The organism is Sphingomonas sp. HT-1 (assembly GCF_048568905.1).
Lineage (GTDB): Bacteria > Pseudomonadota > Alphaproteobacteria > Sphingomonadales > Sphingomonadaceae > Sphingomonas.
The window spans coordinates 303440-323392 of sequence record NZ_CP183770.1; the positions used below are offsets into that span (position 1 = coordinate 303440).

Genomic DNA, 19953 nt, shown 5'->3' on the forward strand with positions numbered 1-19953 from the left:
GCGCGAGCCATAGGCGCTCGGCGCTACAGCGCCCGGAACCGGAAATCCCGGAACCGCGTCTCGCCCGCGCCCGCCGAATAAAGGGCCGGCCGCAGCATCAGGAAGCCTCCGCGCACATTGTGGTGGTAGCCCGACACTTCCATGCCCCGATCGAACCGCTTCCACGTCGCGCCGTCATCGCCGCTGGTGTGGAAGGAGACGATGTGGCGATCATTGGTCACGCGGATGCGCATCCGCTGCCCGTGCGGGTTGGCCGGGCGGCCGCGCTCCATGCCATATTGGTGCGTGACGAAGCGCTTTTCGTCGAACCCCAGCCCGCAATAAAGCTTATCGTCGTAGAAGAGTAGCAGCCCAGCGGTGGTGCCGGCCCCGAGTTCTACGTCGCACTCGAACTGATAGGCCTGGTCGCCCGCGATCAGCATCAGCGGCGAACTGTCGCTGGGAGCAGTGCCGCGTGCCTTAAGCACCAGCGCACCATCTTCGGCCCGCGCGCGTGCAGCTTCGTCGGGAGCGGGCCGGAAGAAGTTCCATTTACTGCCGAGTTCGAGCCGCTCGAACCTGTCGGACAGCCGCTGTCCATGCGGCACGGCGGGGCCGCCGCGTGGCTTAGGCAGGGGCCGCGAGAGATCGCCGCCCGTCATCCGGAACCACCCATCGGCGGTCCATTCGATTGGATCGAGCAGCGCCTGGCGGCCCAGCGTCCAAAAGCCATTCTCATAGCCGTGATAGACCGACCACCAGCTGCCGTCGGGCGCCTCGACGAGCGAGGCGTGTCCGCGGGACCACCACTTCTCCTCCAGGCGGGAGGTGCGTACCAGTGGATTGGCGGGGCAATTCTCCCACGGACCGTGGATCGAGCGCGATCGCGCGGCAATTACCATGTGGCCGGTCGGCGGACCGGCGGTGCCGCCCACCGCAGTGATCATGTAGAACCAGTCACCGTGGCGATGGATCTTCGGGCCTTCCGGCGAAAAGCCTTCGACCACCCAGTCCTCGGGATAGCGCCAGGGATCGTAGACATGTTCCACGGCGCCGGCGAGCGACAGGCCATCCGGCGCCAGTCGCACCCGATCGCCGCCTGACAGGAACAGCCATCGCGATCCATCCTCGCCCACCGCATGGCAGGGATCGATATGGGCGCGCAGGCCCAGCGAAATGGGGTCGCTCCAGGGGCCGTCGATATGATCGGCCCAGAGCACATAGATGTCGTTCGGCTTGGCCTTGACCGGCACATAGAGGAAGTAGCGGCCGTTATGCTTTTCCAGGCTCACGGCCCAGACCGAGCCGATGTTGCGGGAGAGTGCGGCTTTGCGCGGCGCCCAGTTCACCAGATCGCGCGAGTGCCAGATCGTCAGCCCCGGATAGGAATCGAAGCTGGAAAAGGTCATATAATAATCCGCGCCGTCCTTCAGGATCGCGGGGTCCGGGCGATCGCCGGCGAGCAGCGGGTTAAGGAAGCGGCCGTCGCCCAGATCGGCGATGCGCTGGCCCTCGACGCCGCGGCGCCAGGGAGAAGCCGCTGCCGGCTCGGCGACTGTTCGGGATGCGCCACCCAGCAAGGCACCTCCTGCGGCGGCGCCCAACGCGTCTCTTCGGCTCAGCCGCATCCTCGTCTCCTGTCTTTTCTGTCGGTGATGACACCGGCGGCCTTTTGCTATCCCCTGCCGTCGCAAGGGGCAAGGCGCGGTTGCCAGGCCGATGGCGATGATGGCAAGGCGCACGCAACAGGGGAGAGGATGACGATGAAGCTGCGATCGCTTCTATTCGTGCCCGGCGATCGGCCGGAGCGCTTCGCCAAGGCGGCCGCGAGCGGCGCCGATGCGCTGATCCTCGATTGCGAGGATTCGGTGGTGGCAACGCGCAAGCCTTTCGCGCGCGAGGCGATTGCCGAATGGCTTGCCGCCGGCCCGTCCGTTCCCAGCTATGTCCGGATCAATCCGCTCGGCAGCGATTCTGTGGCAGCGGATCTGGCGGCCGTGCTGCCGCACCGGCCGGCGGGGCTGGTGCTGCCCAAGGCGGAAGGTGCGGCATCGATCGAACGCCTGCTGGCCGCGGCGGGGGAGGCGTGCCCGCCGATCCTGCCCATCGCCACGGAGACGCCGGCGGCGCTGTTCCAGCTGGGCAGCTATGCGGCGGTCACGCGGCATCTTGTCGGGCTGAGCTGGGGTGCCGAGGATCTGCCCGCCGCCATCGGCGCCAGCGCAGCGCGCGAGCCGGACGGGAGCTACACCGCACCCTTCGCGATGGTGCGGGCGCTGGCGCTGTTCGGCGCCCATGCCGCCGGCGTCGCTGCGATCGAGACCGTGTACCCCGACACCGGCGATGCGGATGGGCTAGCAGCCTATGTTGCGCGCGGGCGGCGGGACGGCTTTACGGGCATGCTGGCGATACATCCCAACCAGATCCCGGCGATCAATTCTGGGTTCACCCCGAGCGACTCGGAGATCGCCGCGGCCAAGGCGATCGTGGCAGCCTTCGCGGCGAACCCGGAGGCAGGCGCGCTGAAACTCGACGGTCGGATGATCGATCGGCCGCATCTGGAACAAGCACGCCGGCTATTGGCGCGCGCCGAAGTGTAACCGCATACAGCGACTGGTTTCGGCAGAAAGCCGAGGCATTTTACCTTCGCGATACTCCGTCTGTCAGACAGGTTCGCTGCAGTGCGGCGTAGATTTTATTTCGGGCGCGACGGGTTGAAGTCGAGCAAACCCTGTTACTTTGGCACCACAGTCGCGGCTAAAATCAAACCTGTCTGACAGATTTTGGCTTCCTGCGTTGACAATATTGTTCGAGTTGATAGCGGTAACGCCACGCGAACGCGCCGTGCGGTCGCAATGATCAATGAGCTCCGCCGCAAATATGCGGCGATCGAGGAGGGGAAAATGAACAGTATGAAGCGTTCCGCGCTACTGTCGCGCTCGGCGTCGGTGCTCGCCGTATCTGCATGTTTGCTGATGCCATCGTTTGCGCAGGCACAAGCCGACAACGTTGCCACCGGTGCCGCGGCCACCCAGGAATCGGTTCAGGGCGAAGAAATCGTCGTCACCGGCATCCGCGCCAGCCTTGAGCGCTCGATCGCGATCAAGCGCGAAGCGCCTGGTATCGTCGACGCGATCTCCGCGGAAGATATCGGCAAGTTCCCGGACACCAACTTGGCCGAATCGCTGCAGCGTATTCCCGGCGTCTCGATCAACCGCACCAACGGCGAAGGCTCGCTGGTCACCGTGCGCGGCTTCGGCCCGAATTTCAACATGGTGACGTTGAACGGCCGCCAGCTCGCCGCCGCCAACGTGGCCGTGGTCGGTGGCGACCAGAACTCGGACGGTGCCCAGGGCACCACCCGCTCGTTCGACTTCTCCAACCTCGCGACGGAAGGCGTCCGGACGCTCGAGGTCTATAAGACGGGCCGCGCCGCGGTGCCGTCGGGCGGCATCGGCGCGACCATCAACGTCATCACGCGCCGCCCGCTCGATAACAGCACGTCGGGCTTCAGCGGCAGCCTCGGCGCCAAGGCCGTGTACGACACCAGCGTCGACGGCTGTCTCGATTGCGGTTCGAAGGTGACTCCGGAATTTTCGGGCGTGATGAGCTGGAGCGATCCGGAGCAGCGCTTTGGCGTCAACCTGTTCGGCAGCTATCAGAAGCGCAATTTCACGTCGATTTCGGCAACGTCGAACGACTGGAACATCATCCCGTACAGCACCTTCCTGACCGGCGGTTTCGCACGGAGCGGCGGCGCCTGCACGGGTGCCGCAACGCCGACCTGCACGGTCGTGAAGAACGCGCCGAGCAATCCGAACCAGCTCGTCGCGATCCCGAACGACAGCCGCTATCACTATGCCGAGGGCAGCCGCGAACGCATCAATGGCCAGGCCACGGTGCAGTTCAAGCCGACCGACACGCTGACGCTGACCGCCGACGCGCTGTATGCGCAGAACAAGCAGCGCGAAGAGCGTTCGGACGTGTCGAACTGGTTCAACCGCCCGTTCGACGAAGTCACGTTCGACAGCAACCCGACGGTGGCGACGGCAACCTATCTGCATGAAACCGGTCTGAAGGACGAAGGCTTCGAAGCGCAATCGCGCGCGCAGAAGAGCAAGATCGAGGACTACGGCCTGAATGCCAATTGGGAAATCACGCCGACCCTCACGTTGAACCTCGATGGCCACATCAGCTCGGCGTCGAGCCGGCCGGACAACCCCAATGGCTATAGTTCGACGCTGATGGGCATGGGTGCCAACGTCGTGCAGTCGCACTCGGTGACCTATCTGTCCGGTATCCCGCAGCAGGATATCACCCTGGCACCGGGCACTGCGATCAACCTGAACACCGTCGGTTCGTCGATCGGCCGCACCCGCAGCTCGCTGCAGGACCAGAAGGTCAAGGAAATCCGCGCCGACTTCGGTTGGGATCTCGGCGACGGCAGCCGCTTCGACTTCGGCGGCAACTTCCGCAAGGTCGATACCACGCAGACCTATACCGAGCAGCAGCAGACGCTGGGTGACTGGGGCCTTGCCAACCCGGGCGACGTGCAGCGGCAGGCGCCGGGCGCGCTGCAGGCCTTCTGCCTCGTCTGCAAGTTCGAGCATTACAATCCCGGCTCGGATCCGGAGTCGCAGATCGCCTATCGTGGCAACGCTGCGAACATCTTCTCGGTGATGTCGCCCTTCTATGCCAATCGCGGCAACGCGCTGACCGTCAACAGCCGGGCAGACAACCGCGTCAAGGAAGACATCTGGGCAGCCTATGGCCAGCTTACCTGGAAGGGTGAGATCGGCAACGCACCGGCGCGTCTGGTCGGTGGCCTGCGCTACGAGCACACCAAGTCGCACACCACCTCGCTTACGGCGGTTCCGGCCGGCATCGAGTGGGATTCGGACAACGACTTCACGGTCGTTCTGTCGAACCAGAGCCAGTATCTGAGCGATGGCGGCAGCTACGACAACATCCTGCCGCAGGTCGACTTCCAGGTCGAATTGCAGCGCAACCTGCTGGCACGCGTTTCGTACAGCAAGACGATCGCTCGTCCGAACTACAACAACCTCTACACCTCCGTGACGGTGTTCGGTCCGCCGCGTCCCAGCATCAATGGCGGCATCCCCACGGCCAACACGGGTAACGCTCGCCTGCGTCCGCTGATTTCGGACAATTTCGACGTGTCGCTGGAATGGTACTTCAAGCCGGACAGCTACATCTCGGCGTCGTTCTTCGACAAGCGCGTCCGCAACTTCATCGGCAATGGCCAGTACAACTCGACCCTTTTCGACCTGCGTGATCCTACCTCTGCCGTGGCGGGAAGCCGTTCCGGCGTTGCGCGCGCGGCGTTGCAGGGCATCGGGGCGGATACCAGCGACGAAAACCTCTACGCGCTCACCTCGCTGATCCAGTCGACCGGATCGACGGCAGCGGCACTGTCGCAGTTCAGCGCACAGTACAACGCGCAGACTCGCACGCTCGACCGCGCGTTCCTCCAGACGCTCAACAACGGTCCGCGTATCGTCGCCAATGGCACCGATGCCCTGTGGCAGTTCCAGGTGACGCAGCCGATCAACAACAAGGATGCCGAAATTTACGGCGTCGAAGTTGCCGGCCAGTACTTCCTGGGTTCGACCGGGTTCGGCGTCGCGGCGCAATACACGCTGGTACGCGGCAATGTCGGGTTCAACATCGGTGCCGATCCGTCGCAGGACCAGTTCGCGCTGGTCGGGCTGAGCGATACTGCCAGCGGTACGCTGATCTACGAGAAGAGCGGCATCTCCGCGCGTCTTGCTTATAACTGGCGCGGAAAGACCCTGTCGGGCATCAATCGGCAGAACTCGCGTAACCCCGAGTTCACCGCGCCATTCGGCCAGCTCGACATGAACATCAGCTACGAGATCACGCCGCAGATCGCCATCACGCTCGAAGGCATCAACCTTACCGAAGAGAGCGTGCGGACCTATGCCCGCGACGAGAAGCAGCTTTGGTTCGCGCAGGAACTGGATCGCCGCTTCCTGCTCGGCGCTCGCTTCAAGTTCTGAGCGACGCGAATACCGTAGGAGAGGAAGGGCCGCTGCCATGTGCAGCGGCCCTTTCGCTTGCCCGTTGAGAGGGCGGCGGCTTTCGGCCATGGTCGCCAAACCTGCGTCGGCGCGCCGACCGCACGGGGAAAAGGAATAGAGTTCGCATGACAAGACCGGTCGCACTCGACAATGTGCTGCACCAGGACCTTCGGGTCGCGTTCCGCTACGGTGCTGCGTTCGGCGACGCCGCCAATCAGTTGCTGATCTTCCCCACCGAGTTTGAGGCGGCCCAGCGCGAATTTCCCATACTGTTCCGCGAAGAGCCGCAGGAAGGGCTGCAGGCCGTGGTGCTGACCGGGCTGGATCGCGACGAAAATCTGTTTTTCGATGGGCAGCGTTGGACCAGTCGCTATGTGCCGGCGCTCCAGCAGCGCGGCCCGTTCTCGATCGGAATTCCCGGTGATGGGGCCGATCCGGACGAGGGGCCGACGGTTCATATTGATCTCGACGATCCCCGTGTGGGCGTGGACGATGGGGAGCCGCTGTTCCTCCCCCAGGGCGGTGCGAGCCCGTACCTGGAGCATGTGTCGAAGGTCCTCGGGCGGATTCACGCTGGCCTAGGCGCGGCTGCGCCGGTCTACGCACTGTTCCGTGAGCTCGACCTTCTCGAGGCCAATGCCATTGAAGTGACGCTGCATGGCGGACGGCGCTATGTGATCGAGGGATTCCAGATGTTGTCCCGCGAGCGGCTCGATGCGCTGCCCGTTGCCGATCTCGATCGGCTGCGTCAGGCCGGTCTGCTGGGCCAGGCCTATATGGTGGCCAGTTCGATCGGGAACATCAGCGCGCTGATCGAGCGCAAGAACGCGCAGGCAGCCGATCGGTGAACCGGGTTGCCGCCTCCGCCCCGGCCGTGCAGGTGATCGAAAGCGTAGCGCCGGATGCGATCCCCTATGACGAATTGCTGGCAGGGCAGGCGCCGGTGATCCTAAAGGGCGTCGCCGCCGACTGGCCGCTGGTGCGCGCCGGGCGTGCCTCTGGCGACGCCGCGATGGACCTGCTGAAGCGCTTCGATGCTGGCCGGCCGGTCGTTGCCTTCCGGGGGGCGCCGGAGATTGGCGGCCGGTTCTTCTATACCGAAGACGTGAGCGGCCTGAACTTCAGCGGCCGCCGCGAGCCGCTGTCGGCGCTGCTGGAGGAGATGCGCTCGCAGGTGGATGTGGCAGGCGCGCCCAGCTTCTATGTCGGCTCCACCGATCTCGATACCTATCTGCCCGGCTTACGCGAAGAGAACGACCTCGCACTCAACCATCCGATGTTCGCCGCGCATCCGCCGCTGGCGAGCATCTGGATCGGCAACCGCACGATCGCCAGCTGCCACTACGACATGTCGCACAATCTGGCGGTCTGCGCAGTTGGCCGGCGACGCTTCACACTGTTCCCGCCGGATCAGGTGGCGAACCTGTATCCGGGTCCGCTGGAACCGACGCCGGGCGGCCAGGTCGTAAGCATGGTCGATTTCGCGGCGCCCGATTTCGAGCGCTTCCCCGGATTTCGGGATGCGATGGCGACCGCGCAGGTGGCCGAGATGGAAGCGGGCGACCTGCTTTTTTACCCCGCCATGTGGTGGCACCATGTGGAGGCGCTGGGGCCGTTCAACGTGCTGGTGAACTATTGGTGGAATACCAGCCCCGCCTGGCTGGACACGCCGCAACTGACACTGCTGCACGCACTGCTCAGCCTGCGCGACCGCCCGGCAGCGGAGAAGCGCGCTTGGCAGGCGCTGTTCGACTATTATGTATTCGGCGCGCCGGAGCGGGCGGGCGCGCATCTGCCCCAGGCGGCGCGGGGGCCGCTGGCCCCGATCGACGCGGTGCAGGCACGAAGGCTGCGTGCGCAGCTGCTGAACCGGCTCAACCGCTAGCAATTCCGCCCGACGGCCGGTCGCCGTGCCGCAGCCCTCTATAATGGACGGAGTGGTCCGAGGGGCGAGTTTGGCGTGACACGATTGGCTTTGGTGATGATCGCCCGCAACGAGGCGCGCTGCATCGCGCGCTGCCTCGAAAGCGCGCGCGCCCATGTCGATCGCATGATCGTACTCGACACCGGATCGACCGACGATACCCGCGCCATTGCCGCCGGGTGCGGCGCGCAGGTGCATGATTTCGTCTGGTGCGACGATTTCGCCGCTGCCCGCAACGCCGCGCTCGATTGTTCCGATGCGGACTGGAATCTCATCCTAGACGCCGACGAATGGCTGATCGGCAGCGCCGAGGCGCTCGGGCCGGCAATGCTGTTCCCTGCGGCGACGCCGGCGCCGCGCTTCGTGGGCTGCGTGCGGATCTGCAACGAAACGGTCGAGTCCGAGCCGACCCGCCGCTTCCTTCCACGCATCCTGCCACGAGGCGTGCGCTATTCCGGCCGCATTCACGAGCATCCCGTATCCGATCTGCCCTTCGTGCCGCTGGCGTTGACGATCGGGCATGACGGCTATGTCGCCGCCCAGCTCGCGCGCAAGCAAGGGCGCAACCAGGCGCTGCTGGAACGCGCGCTCGTCGATGCGCCCGGCGATGCCTATCTCTGGTATCAGCTGGGGCGCGAGCAGCTGGTGCGCGGCGACGCAGCCGGCGCTGCGGACTCGCTGCGTACCGCCTATCGCGGCGCCGCGCCCGATGCGCCCTATCGTCATGCGATCGTCGTATCGATGATTCAGGCGCTCAAACAGGCGGAGCGGTTTGAGGAGGCCCTGACGCTGGTCGATGCCGAACAGGCGGCCTGGCTGAACTCGCCCGACTTCTTCTTTGCCGTGGCGGATCTGTATCTGGATTGGGCAAGCCGCAATCCCACCATCGCGTTCGATCAGCTGCTGCCGGTGGCAGAGGGGGCGTGGCTGCGCTGCCTCTCGATCGGCGAACAGCCGCAGCTCGACGGATCGGTGCCGGGCTGTGGCAGCTATCTCGCCGCCGGCAATCTTGCACTGCTGTACCAGGGGCTGGGCATCACCGATAAGGCGGCGGAGTTCGCCGCGCTGGAACAGACGTTGCGCACCGCCGCCTGACGGCTTGCAGAACGGCCTGTCGCACGCGGGCTTGACCAAAGCCGATCCTCCCGACAGTCTTTTGTGCAACCGGTGTCAAAGGCCGGCATGCAGGAGAGGATTGATGTCGTTCACGCCTTCTCGTCGCGCGCTTCTTGGTCAGGCCGGCGCGGGTGCCGTCGCATCGCTGCTGCCGCGCTCGGCGCGTGCCGAGGATGCCGATCCCTGGCTGCGAGCTGCGGCGATCGCCCGCGCCGTGCAGCCGCCGGTGTTTCCGCAGCGCGATTTCGATGTGGTGCAGTTCGGTGCCCGTGGCGATGGCACCACGTTGAACACCCAGGCCATCGCCCGCGCGATCAGCGCCTGTGCGGCGGCCGGCGGTGGTCGCGTGGTCGTGCCCGCGGGACGGTTCCTTACCGGGGCGGTGCACCTGCAATCGAAGGTGAACCTGCATCTCCAGGCGGGGGCGACGCTGCTCTTCTCCACCGATCCCGCTCATTATCCGCTCGTCTTCACGCGGTGGGAGGGGATCGAGTTGATGAACTATTCGCCGCTCGTCTACGCCTATCGCCAGCGCGACATTGCGATCACCGGCCAAGGCACGCTGGACGGGCAGGGCAGCGCCCGCGACTGGTGGTCGTGGAAAGGGCCCTGGGGCGGGACGACCGATCATGGCTGGCGCGACGGCATGCCGGACCAGCGCAAGGCGCGCGCGATCCTGTTCGACATGGCCGAGCGTCGCGTGCCAGTGGAAAAGCGAGTATTCGGCGACGGTGCCTTCCTGCGCCCGGCCTTTGTCCAGCCCTATGACTGCGAGAATGTGTTGATCGAGGGAGTGAAGCTGCGCGGCTCCCCCTTTTGGCAGATCCACCCGGTGCTGTGCCGCAACCTGATCGTCCGCGGGGTCGACGTGATGGGGCATGGGCCGAACAATGATGGCTGCGATCCTGAATCGGTGGACGGCGCACTGATCGAAGGCTGCAGCTTCGACACGGGCGACGATTGCATCGCTATCAACTCGGGCCGCAACGAGGATGGGCGGCGCCTCGCCCGGCCGGCGCAGAACATCCTGATCCGCGATTGCCGGATGCGGCAGGGGCATGGCGGGGTGGTGGTGGGATCGCAGATCTCCGGCGGTGCCCGCTGGGTGTTCGCCGAACGCTGCACGATGGACAGCCCCGATCTGTGGTATGCAATCCGCTTCAAAAACAATGCGTTACGGGGCGGGCTGCTCGAGAATTTCCATTACCGGGATATCGATGTAGGGCAGGTCAGCCGCGCGGCCGTGACGTGCGACTTCAACTATGAGGAAGGTGCCAATGGCCGTTTTGTCCCGCACTTGCGCCATGTGGTGATCGAGCGGCTGCGCGCGAAAAACGCGGTACGTGTTTTGGACAGCCAGGGTCTGCCCGGTGCTCCGGTGACGGACATTCTGTTCCGCGACTGTCGCTTCGACGGCGTTACCGAACCCAGCATCGTTCGCTACACCGAAAGGCTGCGGCTGGAGGATGTGCGCGTGAACGGGGCATTGGTATCCGGGCTTGCATGACGCCGCGGCCGCGCAAGAACGTTGACGCGTGATGTTGACACCGGTATCAAATTGTACCGCGGCGCCGGCATTCTTTGGAGCGGGTCGGCGGAGAGACCTTCACCCGGGAACCGGCATGTCCGGATCCTTCCACCTGGCGTTCCGGCCTGCCTCGGCAGGCCAGAGCGCGCTCGTAATCGCTGCGCGCAAGGCAGACGGCGCGCCCCTGCCAGGCGGCTGTGGCGCGATGGACGACTGACGAAAGGGAAAAGAACATTGTCGGAGCAAGCGACGGCGGAAACCATCGCCCAGGCTTTCGTGGCAGCGCGACGCGCCAAGCAGGGGTTTGCCGATTATCCAGGCGCGATGCCGGCGACGCTGGCGGAGGCTTATGCCATCCAGGCAGAGGCGATAGCGCTGTTCGGTGCGCCCATCGCCGGGTGGAAAGTCGGGCGCGTGCCGGACGGTCTGGTGGAGCGCTATGGCGCGAACCGGCTGGCCGGGCCGATCTTCGCGGGCAGCGTGGTCTGGGCAGACGCAGAGGAGCAGCCGGAAATGCCGGTCTTCCGCAACGGCTTCGGTGCGGCCGAGGCGGAGTATCTTGCGCGGCTGGGGCCGCTGCCGGCCAGCTTTGATCGGGCGTGGACCAACGCCGATGTGCTGCCGTACATCGCGGAGCTGCGCGTCGGCATTGAAATCGCCAGCTCGCCCTTCGCTGGCATCAACGAACACGGCCCGGCCGTAACGGTATCGGACTTCGGAAACAATAACGGCTTGCTGATCGGATACGGTATATCTTCTGAAGAGGATTTCCTAAGCTGGCCGGTATCGCTATCGATCGACGGGGAAGTAGCCGGCACGGGTACGGCGGGCGCAATGCTCGACGGGCCGATCGGGGCGGTACGCTTCCTGTTCGAACTGGCGGCCCGGCAGGGTCTGCCGCTGTCGGAAGGGCAGTGGATTTCAACCGGCGCCGTCACCGGCGTCCACCCGGTCCGGCCGGGGGCGAAGGTGGAGGCACGGTTCGGGTCGGGCAGGTGCGTGGAATGCAGGATCGGAATCGCCTGATTCCGGGTACGACCGAATGGGATTGGAGAGGTGATGGCGAATCAAGGCGAAGCCGCGGTGCGGGGTGCCGCGGCACGGGTGGGGCGATATCGCTGGGTGATCTGCGGGCTGCTGTTCGTGGCCACGATCATCAACTATGTCGATCGCCAGATGATCGGCGTGCTCAAGCCGACGCTAATGGCCGACCTGCACTGGACGGAGAAGGACTTCGCCAGCGTCATCATCTGGTTCCAGTTCGCCTATGCCATCGGCTACATCATCTTCGGCAAGGTGGTGGACCAGGTCGGCGCCCGCGTCGGCTACACCATCGCCTTCGTGGTGTGGCAGGTCGCCCATATCTTCCACGGCGCTGCGCATAGCCTGATGCACTTCGCCATCGCGCGCTTTGCGCTGGGGATCGGCGAATCGGGCAACTTCCCAGCGGGCATCAAGGCGGTGACGGAATGGTTTCCGGCCAAGGAACGGGCCTTCGCCATCGGCGTGTTCAACGCAGGCGCCAATATCGGCGCCGTGCTGACTCCGCTCGTCATCCCGTACATGGTGCTGGCTTGGGGCTGGCGCTCTGCCTTTGTCATCACCGGCCTCGTCAGCTTCGTCTGGCTGATCGCCTGGTGGACGCTATATCGCTCCCCGCGCGAACACCCCAAGGTGACCGAAGCCGAACTCGCCTGGATCGAGCAGGACCCCGCCGACAAGGTGCAGAAGCTCGGCTACGGATCGGTCCTCACCAAGCGCGAAACCTGGGCCTATGCGCTCGGCAAGTTCTTCATCGATCCGGTCTGGTGGTTCTTCCTGTTCTGGCTGCCGGGCTATTTGTTCGAGCGGTATCAGCTCGACCTCAAGACCTTCGGCCTGCCGCTGGCCGCGATCTACCTCGTGTCGGACATGGGGAGCGTCGCCGGCGGCTGGCTGTCCTCGCGGCTGATGCGTGCCGGGTACACCGCCAACGTCGCCCGCAAGGTGACGATGCTGGTCTGCGCCTTTGCGGTGTTGCCGGTGCTGTTCGCGGAGTCGCTCAGCAGCGTTTGGATGGCGGTGGGCGTGATCGGCATCGCGACGGCGGCGCATCAGGCCTTCTCGGCGAACCTCTATGCGCTTCCGGCGGACATGTTCCCGCGCGGCGCCGTTGGATCGGTGATCGGCATCGGCGGCACTGTCGGCGCGATCGGCGGCATCCTGATGTCGTTGTACGCGGGTGAAGTGCTCGAGCGGCTCGGCAGCTATTGGCCGTTGTTCGCGGTGGCCGGCAGCGCCTATTTCGTCGCGCTCGCCTGCGTCCATTTCCTGTCGCCGCGGCTTGCCCGCGTCGACATGAGCGCCTGATTTCACTTCCAGTCTACCGGAGTACCCGATGGCCAAGCCGCTGAAGCTCGATCCCGACCGGCTGTTGCCGGCCGAGGACCGCACCCGTGCGATCGCGCGCGAACTCTATGCGCAGGTCGCCGGCCTGCCGATCATCAGCCCGCACGGCCATACCGATCCAACCTGGTTCTCGACCAACGTCAATTGGTCGAACGCGACCGAGTTGCTGCTCTCGCCGGACCATTACATCTACCGAATGCTATATTCGCAGGGCGTGTCGCTTGACGCGCTGTGCGTGCCGAGCAAGGCCGGCATGCCCGCCACCGATCCGCGAGCGGCATGGCGCACCTTTGCCGAACATCTGTATCTGTTCCGCGGCACCCCGTCCGCCATGTGGCTGGGCCATGTGTTCGGCGAGGTGTTCGGGTTCGATGTGGCGCTGGAAGCCGAGACGGCGAATTTCTACTACGACACGATCAACGAGAAGCTGGCGAGCGACGAGTTCCGTCCGCGCGCCCTGTTCGATCGCTTCAACATCGAGTTCCTCGCCACGACCGAGGGTCCGCAGGACGACCTGTCGCCGCACCATGCCATCCAGGAATCGGGATGGGGCGGCCGCGTCGTGACCACCTATCGCCCTGATGCGGTGATCGATGTCGAACATGAGCAGTTCCACGGCGCGCTCAAGATCTTCGCCGGGAAGACCGGCGAGGACGTGTACAGCTGGGACGGCTATCTCGCCGCGCACCGCAGGCGTCGCGCCGATTTCCGTGCCGCTGGAGCCACGGCTACCGACCATGGCCATCCCACGGCGCGCACCGCGAATTTGAGCAGGGCGGAAGCCGAGGCGCTGTTCGCCAGGATCCTGTCGGATGACTGGACCCCAGCCGATGCCGAGCTGTTCCGTGCGCAGATGCTCACCGAGATGGCGGCGATGAGCGTTGAGGACGGGATGGTGATGCAGATCCACCCGGGCAGCTTCCGTAACCACAATGGCGGGCTCTTCGCCAGCCATGGTCGCGACAAGGGCGCCGACATCCCGATGGCGACCGACTATGTCCACGCCCTCAAACCGCTGCTCGATCGCTTCGGCACCTCGAGCGAGTTGTCGATCATTCTCTTCACGCTGGACGAAACGGTCTATGCGCGCGAACTGGCGCCGCTGGCGGGCCATTATCCCTGCTTGAAGCTGGGGCCGGCCTGGTGGTTCCATGACAGCCCCGAGGGCATGCGCCGCTTCCGCGAGCAGGTGACCGAGACGGCGGGCTTCTACAACACGGTGGGCTTTAACGACGATACGCGCGCCTTCCTGTCGATCCCGGCGCGCCACGACGTCGCGCGGCGGATCGATTGCGGCTTCCTGGCGCAGCTGGTGGCCGAGGGGCGGTTGCTCGACTGGGAAGCGGCGGAACTCGCCTTCGAGCTCACGAACGGGCTTGTGCGCCGCGCCTACAAGCTGGATAGGGACTGACAGACACCGGTGGCAAAGGCCACCCGAACCGATGCAACGGAGAGAGACTGATGTTCGACCGGACCTATTACGCCACTCACCCCGACATGATGGAGTGCGTGTCGAACGAGGAATTGCGCGACCGCTATCTGATCTCCGGCCTCTTCCGGGAGGGTGAATGCGTGCTCAACTATACCCATGCCGATCGCTTCGTGATCGGCGGGGTACAGGTGGGCGCCAGCCCGGTGACGCTGCCTGCCCAGACCGAGCCTGCGTCCGCCGCGGGTCATCCGTTCCTGGAGCGGCGCGAACTCGCGATCGTCAATGTCGGTAAGGTCGACGGCACCGTAACTGTCGACGGCGAGAGCTTCACACTGGGCAACAAGGACTGCCTGTACGTGACGATGGGCGCCAAGGACGTAGAGTTCGCCGGCGAGGGCGCGCGCTACTATCTGGCCTCGTGCCCCGCGCACAAGGCGTTCACCACCCGCAAGCTCGGAATCGCCGACGCCAATGCGCTGGAGCGCGGCAGCCTGGAGGAATCGAACGAGCGGACGATCTTCCAGCTCGTTATCCCCGGCGTGTGCGACAGCGCGCAGTTGGTGATGGGCCTCACCGTGCTCAAGCCGGGCAGCGTGTGGAACACCATGCCCCCCCACATCCATGAGCGGCGCAGCGAGATCTACTTCTACTTCGAGCTCGACGATCTGGAGAAGGATCGCGTCATGCACTTCATGGGCGAAGGCGAGGCGACCCGCCACATCGTGATGGCGAACGAGGAAGCCGTGATCAGTCCGCCCTGGTCGATCCACATGGGTGCCGGCACCAAATCCTATGCCTTCATCTGGGCGATGGCCGGCGAGAACCAGGATTATACCGACATGAACGTGCTGGATATCTGCCAGCTGGCGTGACGGCCTGACCCCCCTCCCGCGCGCGGGAGGGGGCTGGGGGGTGGGCCCCCGGCTTCCACGCGCGGTGGGCTTTTTGAAAGTGGGGGCCCACCCCCCGGCCCCCTTTCCGCAGGCGGGAGGGGGAGAGGGATATGCCATGACCAACCCCTTCGATCTTACCGGCCAGGTGGCCGTCATCACCGGCGCCAATACCGGCATCGGCCAGGGCATCGCGCTGGCGCTCGCAGCGGCCGGCGCAGACATCGCCGCCGTCGGCCGCACGCCTGCCGAGGAAACCGTCCGCAAGGTGCGCGAGCTCGGCCGCCGCGCCGAGATTATCTCCGCCGACCTTTCGACCATCGACCCTGTGCAAAGGGTTGTGGACGAAGCTGTGGATAAGCTGGGGAAGATCGACATCCTGGTAAACAATGCCGGGATCATCCGCCGCGCCGACAGCCTCGATTTCACCGAGGAGGATTGGGATGCGGTGGTCGACACCAATCTCAAGTCAGTGTTCTTCCTCTGCCAGGCGGCGGGCAAGTTCATGGTCCGCCGCTTCGGCGAGACCGGCGAACGCGGGCGCATCATCAACATCGCCTCGATGCTGACCTTCCAGGGCGGCATCCGCGTGCCGAGCTACACCGCGTCCAAGTCGGGCATCGGCGGCCTCACCAAGCTGCTGGCGAACGAGTGGGCGGCAAAGGGCGTCAACGTCAACGCGATCGCGCCGGGCTATATCGCCACCAACAACACCGCGGCGCTGCAGGCCGACGAGACCCGCAACCGCCAGATTCTCGAGCGCATTCCGGCCGCGCGCTGGGGCGATCCGGAGGATCTGGGCGGCGCTGCGGTCTTCCTCGCCTCGCGCGCGGCGGACTATGTGCAGGGCCATGTTCTCGCCGTGGATGGAGGCTGGCTGGCACGATGACGTTCGCATTTTTCGGGGAAATGATGCTGCGGCTGTCGCCGCCGGGCCGCGAACTGCTGTTGCAGACGCCGAAGCTCGACGTCGCGATCGCAGGGGCAGAGGCGAATGTGGCAACGGGCCTGGCGTGTCTGGGCCATGACGTCGCGATGATCAGCGCAGTGGCCGCCAATCCGCTGGGCGCCGCCGCGATCGGTGAGTTGCGCCGGCGCGGCGTGGATACGCGCCACGTGGTGGCCGAGGCCGGGCGCATGGGCCTGTATTTCCTCACGCCGGGCGCGGGCCTGCGCGCGTCCGAAATCGTCTATGATCGCGCCCATTCGGTGTTCGCGGACCGGCCTGCCGAGGCGTGGGACTGGGATACGCTGCTCGCCGGCGTAACCCGGCTGCACCTGTCGGGCATCACGCCCGCGCTCGGTCCCAACACCGCCGCTGCCGCCATCGCTGCGGCCGAGGCGGCGAGCGCGCGCGGCATTACGGTCTCGTTCGACGGGAACTATCGCGCCAAGCTGTGGGAAGCGTGGGACAGCGATCCGCGCGGCGTGCTGACCGAACTGATCGGCCACGCCGAAATTCTGTTCGGCAACCACCGCGACATCTCGCTGCTGCTCGGCGGGCATTTCTCGGGCGATGGCGCGGAGCGGCGACGCGAAGCGGCGGAAGCTGCCTTCACGGCTTTCCCGAAACTGAAGCTGATTGCCTCGACCGCACGGCATGTCGATGACGTCGACAGCCACCGCATCGCGGCACGCGTTGACACCCGCGACGGACATCACCAGACCGAGGAACTGCGCGTCAGCGGCATCGTCGATCGGATCGGCGGTGGCGACGCTTTTGCGGCGGGCGTGCTGCACGGCCTGCTGGAGGGCGGCGATGCCCGCGCAATGGCGGAAGCGGGGCTGGCGCTCACCGCGCTCAAGCACTCGCTGCCTGGGGACGCGAGCCTGTTCACCCGCGCTGATCTTGCCGCTTTTGCCGAAGGCGGGCTGGACGTGCGGCGGTGACCAGCCGGCGCGCGGTGCTGGCAGGCGGCCTTGTGCTCACCCTGCCATCGCGCGCTTGGGCGGCCGGCGATCCGGTGGTGGATGCGCCGGCCGGGCGCTTCACCGGCACACGGGAAGGGGGGCTCTCCCGCTTTCTTGGCATTCGCTACGGCCGGGCGGAGCGGTTTCGCGCGCCGTCGGCCGAACCGCGCGGGGCGCAGGTCACCGCGCAGGCGTTCGGGCCGATTTGCCCGCAGCGGGGCCTGAAAGACGAGCCCCAGTCTGAGGACTGTCTGTTCCTCAATCTCTGGACGCCCGGCGCCGAGCGCACAGCGCGGCGGCCGGTGATGGTCTATTTCCATGGCGGCGCCTATTCCAACGGCAGCGTCACCGATCCCCTCAACGACGGGGCAACGCTGGCCCGCAGCGAGGATGTCGTTGTGGTGACGGTCAACCACCGCCTCAACGCCTTCGGCTATCTCTACCTCGCCCGGTTCGATCCACGCTTCCCCGATAGCGGCAACGCCGGCCAGTTGGACCTCATCCTGGCGCTGCGCTGGATCCGCGACAATATCACGGCGTTTGGCGGCGATCCTTCCCGCGTGTTCCTGTTCGGCCAATCGGGCGGCGGCGCGAAGATCGCCACATTGATGGGCATGCCCGCCGCCAAGGGGCTGTTTCACAGCGCCGCGACGATGAGCGGGCAGCAAGTCACCGCGTCGGGGCCGATGAACGCTACGGCGCGGGCGCAGGCCTATCTGGATCGGCTCGGCGGCGGGATCGATGCGGCGGCAACGCTGCCGGCCGAAAAGCTGGTGGAGGCGCAGGATGCGCGCGATCCGATCCTGGGCGGCGGCGTCTATTTTGGGCCGGTGCTCGATATGAAATGGCTGCTGCGCCACCCCTTCTGGCCGGACGCTAATCCGCAGTCGCTCGCGCTGCCGATGATCCTCGGCAACACGCACGACGAAACGCGCGCCTTCATCGATCCGAAGTCGGAACGGGTCCGCACGCTGAGCTGGGACAATCTCGCCGCCCGCATGGGGCCCGAACTCAAGATCGATGTGCTGCCCGAATGGGTGGTTGCCGCGTATCGCGCCCGCTTTCCCTCGGATACGCCGCAGGATCTGTTCTACCGCGCCACCACGGCGGGCCGCAGTTGGCGCGGCCAAGTGATCGAGGCCGATGCCCGCGCCGCGGCCGGTGCCAAGGCGACATGGGTATACCAGCTGGATTTCGCCTCGCCGACCCAGCCGGAACGCGGCGCGCCGCACACCATGGACATCGCGCTCGCCTTCGGCACGCTGGCGGCGCCAGGAGCCTATGCCGGGACCGGGCCAGCCGCCCAGCGGCTCAGCCGGCAGATGATGGCCGCCTTCGCTTCGCTCGCCCGAACCGGCCGGCCGGCCGCGCCCGGGCTTGCTCGTTGGGCGCCCTACACGCTGCCGGACCGGGCGACGATGGTGTTCGATGCGGACAGCCGCATGGCCAACGATCCCCGCCGCTGGGAGCGCGAGCTGTTCGCGCGCATTCCCTATATTCAGCCGGGCAGCTGAACCATGCCGCGGCGGCCGCCGCGTGCGCCTATCGCAATCGATCGCGGCGCCGTATAGCATCGCCCCATGGAGAAGACGGGAAAGCCCACCATCAACGATGTCGCGCGGATCGCCGGCGTCTCGAAGAAAACCGTCAGCCGAGTCATCAACCGATCACCCCTGCTGAACCAAGATACCCGCGCCCGCGTGGAAGCGGTGATCGCGGACCTGGGCTATGTGCCCAATGTGCAGGCACGGGCGCTGGCGCTGCGCCACAATTTCCTGCTGGGGCTGATCCACGACAATCCCAATGCGCAGATGGTGATGAACGTCCAGGCCGGGATCCTGGAGGCGATCCGCGACACCGAATTCGAACTGATCGTCCGCCCGATCGATCGCGGCTCCTCAACCATGCTTGCCGACGTACGCGCCTTTCTGGAGCGGCAGCGGCTCTATGGCGTGCTGATTTTGCCACCGGTGTCTGAAAACGACATGCTGGCGACGCTCTGTGCCGATCTCGGCACCCGCTATGTGCGGATGGGCTCCACCGCGCTCGATACGCCCGAGCATATGGTCGCCTCCAATGACAGTGACGTCGTGGTCGAGGCGATAAATCACCTCATCGCGCTCGGTCATCGCCGCATCGGCCTGATCGCGGGGCCGCACGGCTTCCGCTCGGCGCGCGAGCGGCGCAAGGGCTTCGAACAGGCTCTGGCCGAAGCCGGGATCAAGCTGCCCCGCAGCCTGATCGCCGATGGTACCTATACCTTCGAAAGCGGGTTGGCGGCGGCCGATCGCCTGCTCGATCTTTCACCCCGGCCTACCGCCATCTTCGCGTCGAACGACGAAATGGCGGCCGCCACGCTCCACGCGGCACGGCGCCGGGGCATGAGCGTGCCGGAGGATCTGTCGATCATCGGCTTCGACGATACTGCCATCGCCTCGCATATCTGGCCGCCGATGACGACGGTGCACTGGCCGATCATTTCGATGGGGCGTTCGGCCGCGCTCAAGCTGCTCGGCGACTTTTTTGGAGACGATCAGGGGGTGGAGGAACCCTCGTTGTTTCCCTCCACGCTGATCCACCGCGCCTCGGTCGCGCCGCCGCGCTCCGCCGACTAGGCCCGCATCCGCGATCCGCTGTTGCGCCAAAGTAGCGGAAGCAGAATTTATCGGCTCTAGGGTTATGACACCGGTTGACATAGCGCCGGTTGCTGCAACAAATACACG

General features: G+C 65.7%; 16 protein-coding genes. 15 read left to right on the plus strand and 1 reads right to left on the minus strand.

Going from position 1 to position 19953, the window contains the following annotated elements:
- Positions 1-23: 23 nt before the first annotated feature.
- Complete coding sequence (locus tag ACNFJ7_RS01510) at positions 24-1607, minus strand: family 43 glycosylhydrolase (RefSeq protein WP_026009257.1); 1584 nt, start codon at positions 1605-1607, stop codon at positions 24-26.
- 135 nt (positions 1608-1742) lie between these two features.
- Here ACNFJ7_RS01510 and ACNFJ7_RS01515 point away from each other — a divergent pair, with 135 nt between their 5' ends.
- The 15 genes from ACNFJ7_RS01515 (at position 1743) to ACNFJ7_RS01585 (ending at position 19845) form a co-directional block, all read left to right on the plus strand.
- Positions 1743-2579, plus strand: a complete 837-nt coding sequence (locus tag ACNFJ7_RS01515; protein WP_026009258.1) for an HpcH/HpaI aldolase/citrate lyase family protein — start codon at positions 1743-1745, stop codon at positions 2577-2579.
- A gap of 303 nt (positions 2580-2882) precedes the next feature.
- The gene (locus ACNFJ7_RS01520) at positions 2883-6020 is read left to right on the plus strand and encodes a TonB-dependent receptor (RefSeq protein WP_026009259.1); all 3138 of its coding nucleotides are present in this window, start codon (positions 2883-2885) and stop codon (positions 6018-6020) included.
- A 146-nt stretch (positions 6021-6166) separates the two neighbouring features.
- Positions 6167-6889, plus strand: a complete 723-nt coding sequence (locus ACNFJ7_RS01525) for a SapC family protein (RefSeq protein ID WP_019370269.1) — start codon at positions 6167-6169, stop codon at positions 6887-6889.
- The gene (locus tag ACNFJ7_RS01530) at positions 6886-7926 is read left to right on the plus strand and encodes a cupin-like domain-containing protein (RefSeq protein ID WP_019370270.1); all 1041 of its coding nucleotides are present in this window, start codon (positions 6886-6888) and stop codon (positions 7924-7926) included. Before ACNFJ7_RS01525 ends, ACNFJ7_RS01530 begins: the two co-directional genes overlap by 4 nt.
- Positions 7927-8001: 75 nt before the next feature.
- Entirely contained in the window at positions 8002-9060 is a 1059-nt protein-coding gene (locus ACNFJ7_RS01535) for a glycosyltransferase family 2 protein (RefSeq protein WP_026009261.1), read from the plus strand.
- A gap of 103 nt (positions 9061-9163) precedes the next feature.
- Positions 9164-10588, plus strand: a complete 1425-nt coding sequence (locus ACNFJ7_RS01540; protein WP_058805429.1) for a glycoside hydrolase family 28 protein — start codon at positions 9164-9166, stop codon at positions 10586-10588.
- A 115-nt stretch (positions 10589-10703) separates the two neighbouring features.
- Entirely contained in the window at positions 10704-10826 is a 123-nt protein-coding gene (locus ACNFJ7_RS01545) for a hypothetical protein (RefSeq protein ID WP_019370273.1), read from the plus strand.
- Positions 10827-10843: 17 nt separating this feature from the next.
- On the plus strand, positions 10844-11635 hold the full coding sequence (locus ACNFJ7_RS01550; RefSeq protein WP_058805428.1) for a 2-keto-4-pentenoate hydratase: 792 nt from the start codon (positions 10844-10846) through the stop codon (positions 11633-11635).
- Positions 11636-11668: 33 nt separating this feature from the next.
- Positions 11669-12958: an MFS transporter gene (locus tag ACNFJ7_RS01555; protein WP_019370274.1), complete on the plus strand. Its 1290-nt coding sequence runs from the start codon at positions 11669-11671 to the stop codon at positions 12956-12958.
- 28 nt (positions 12959-12986) lie between these two features.
- A complete protein-coding gene (gene uxaC / locus ACNFJ7_RS01560) occupies positions 12987-14408 on the plus strand; it encodes a glucuronate isomerase (protein ID WP_019370275.1) in 1422 nt (473 codons plus the stop codon).
- Between the two features lie 50 nt (positions 14409-14458).
- Positions 14459-15301 carry a 5-dehydro-4-deoxy-D-glucuronate isomerase gene (kduI, locus tag ACNFJ7_RS01565; RefSeq protein WP_019370276.1) on the plus strand — a complete coding sequence of 281 codons (843 nt, stop codon included), beginning with the start codon at positions 14459-14461 and terminating at the stop codon, positions 15299-15301.
- A 136-nt stretch (positions 15302-15437) separates the two neighbouring features.
- The gene (gene kduD, locus ACNFJ7_RS01570) at positions 15438-16208 is read left to right on the plus strand and encodes a 2-dehydro-3-deoxy-D-gluconate 5-dehydrogenase KduD (protein WP_019370277.1); all 771 of its coding nucleotides are present in this window, start codon (positions 15438-15440) and stop codon (positions 16206-16208) included.
- A complete protein-coding gene (locus ACNFJ7_RS01575) occupies positions 16205-17209 on the plus strand; it encodes a sugar kinase (RefSeq protein WP_019370278.1) in 1005 nt (334 codons plus the stop codon). Before kduD ends, ACNFJ7_RS01575 begins: the two co-directional genes overlap by 4 nt.
- Positions 17206-18744 carry a carboxylesterase/lipase family protein gene (locus tag ACNFJ7_RS01580; protein WP_019370279.1) on the plus strand — a complete coding sequence of 513 codons (1539 nt, stop codon included), beginning with the start codon at positions 17206-17208 and terminating at the stop codon, positions 18742-18744. The genes ACNFJ7_RS01575 and ACNFJ7_RS01580 overlap by 4 nt, the downstream gene beginning before the upstream one ends.
- 66 nt (positions 18745-18810) lie before the next feature.
- The gene (locus ACNFJ7_RS01585; RefSeq protein WP_019370280.1) at positions 18811-19845 is read left to right on the plus strand and encodes a LacI family DNA-binding transcriptional regulator; all 1035 of its coding nucleotides are present in this window, start codon (positions 18811-18813) and stop codon (positions 19843-19845) included.
- The last annotated feature ends 108 nt before the right edge of the window (positions 19846-19953 follow it).

Excerpts from the sequence above, each read along its gene's own strand:
- ACNFJ7_RS01510 (WP_026009257.1), bottom strand. The coding sequence starts at position 1,607 with ATGCGGCTGAGCCGAAGAGACGCGTTGGGCGCCGCCGCAGGAGGTGCC.
- ACNFJ7_RS01515 (WP_026009258.1), top strand. The coding sequence starts at position 1,743 with ATGAAGCTGCGATCGCTTCTATTCGTGCCCGGCGATCGGCCGGAGCGC.
- ACNFJ7_RS01520 (WP_026009259.1), top strand. The coding sequence starts at position 2,883 with ATGAACAGTATGAAGCGTTCCGCGCTACTGTCGCGCTCGGCGTCGGTG.
- ACNFJ7_RS01525 (WP_019370269.1), top strand. The coding sequence starts at position 6,167 with ATGACAAGACCGGTCGCACTCGACAATGTGCTGCACCAGGACCTTCGG.
- ACNFJ7_RS01540 (WP_058805429.1), top strand. The coding sequence starts at position 9,164 with ATGTCGTTCACGCCTTCTCGTCGCGCGCTTCTTGGTCAGGCCGGCGCG.
- ACNFJ7_RS01545 (WP_019370273.1), top strand. The coding sequence starts at position 10,704 with ATGTCCGGATCCTTCCACCTGGCGTTCCGGCCTGCCTCGGCAGGCCAG.
- ACNFJ7_RS01555 (WP_019370274.1), top strand. The coding sequence starts at position 11,669 with ATGGCGAATCAAGGCGAAGCCGCGGTGCGGGGTGCCGCGGCACGGGTG.
- uxaC (WP_019370275.1), top strand. The coding sequence starts at position 12,987 with ATGGCCAAGCCGCTGAAGCTCGATCCCGACCGGCTGTTGCCGGCCGAG.
- kduI (WP_019370276.1), top strand. The coding sequence starts at position 14,459 with ATGTTCGACCGGACCTATTACGCCACTCACCCCGACATGATGGAGTGC.
- kduD (WP_019370277.1), top strand. The coding sequence starts at position 15,438 with ATGACCAACCCCTTCGATCTTACCGGCCAGGTGGCCGTCATCACCGGC.
- ACNFJ7_RS01575 (WP_019370278.1), top strand. The coding sequence starts at position 16,205 with ATGACGTTCGCATTTTTCGGGGAAATGATGCTGCGGCTGTCGCCGCCG.
- ACNFJ7_RS01585 (WP_019370280.1), top strand. The coding sequence starts at position 18,811 with ATGGAGAAGACGGGAAAGCCCACCATCAACGATGTCGCGCGGATCGCC.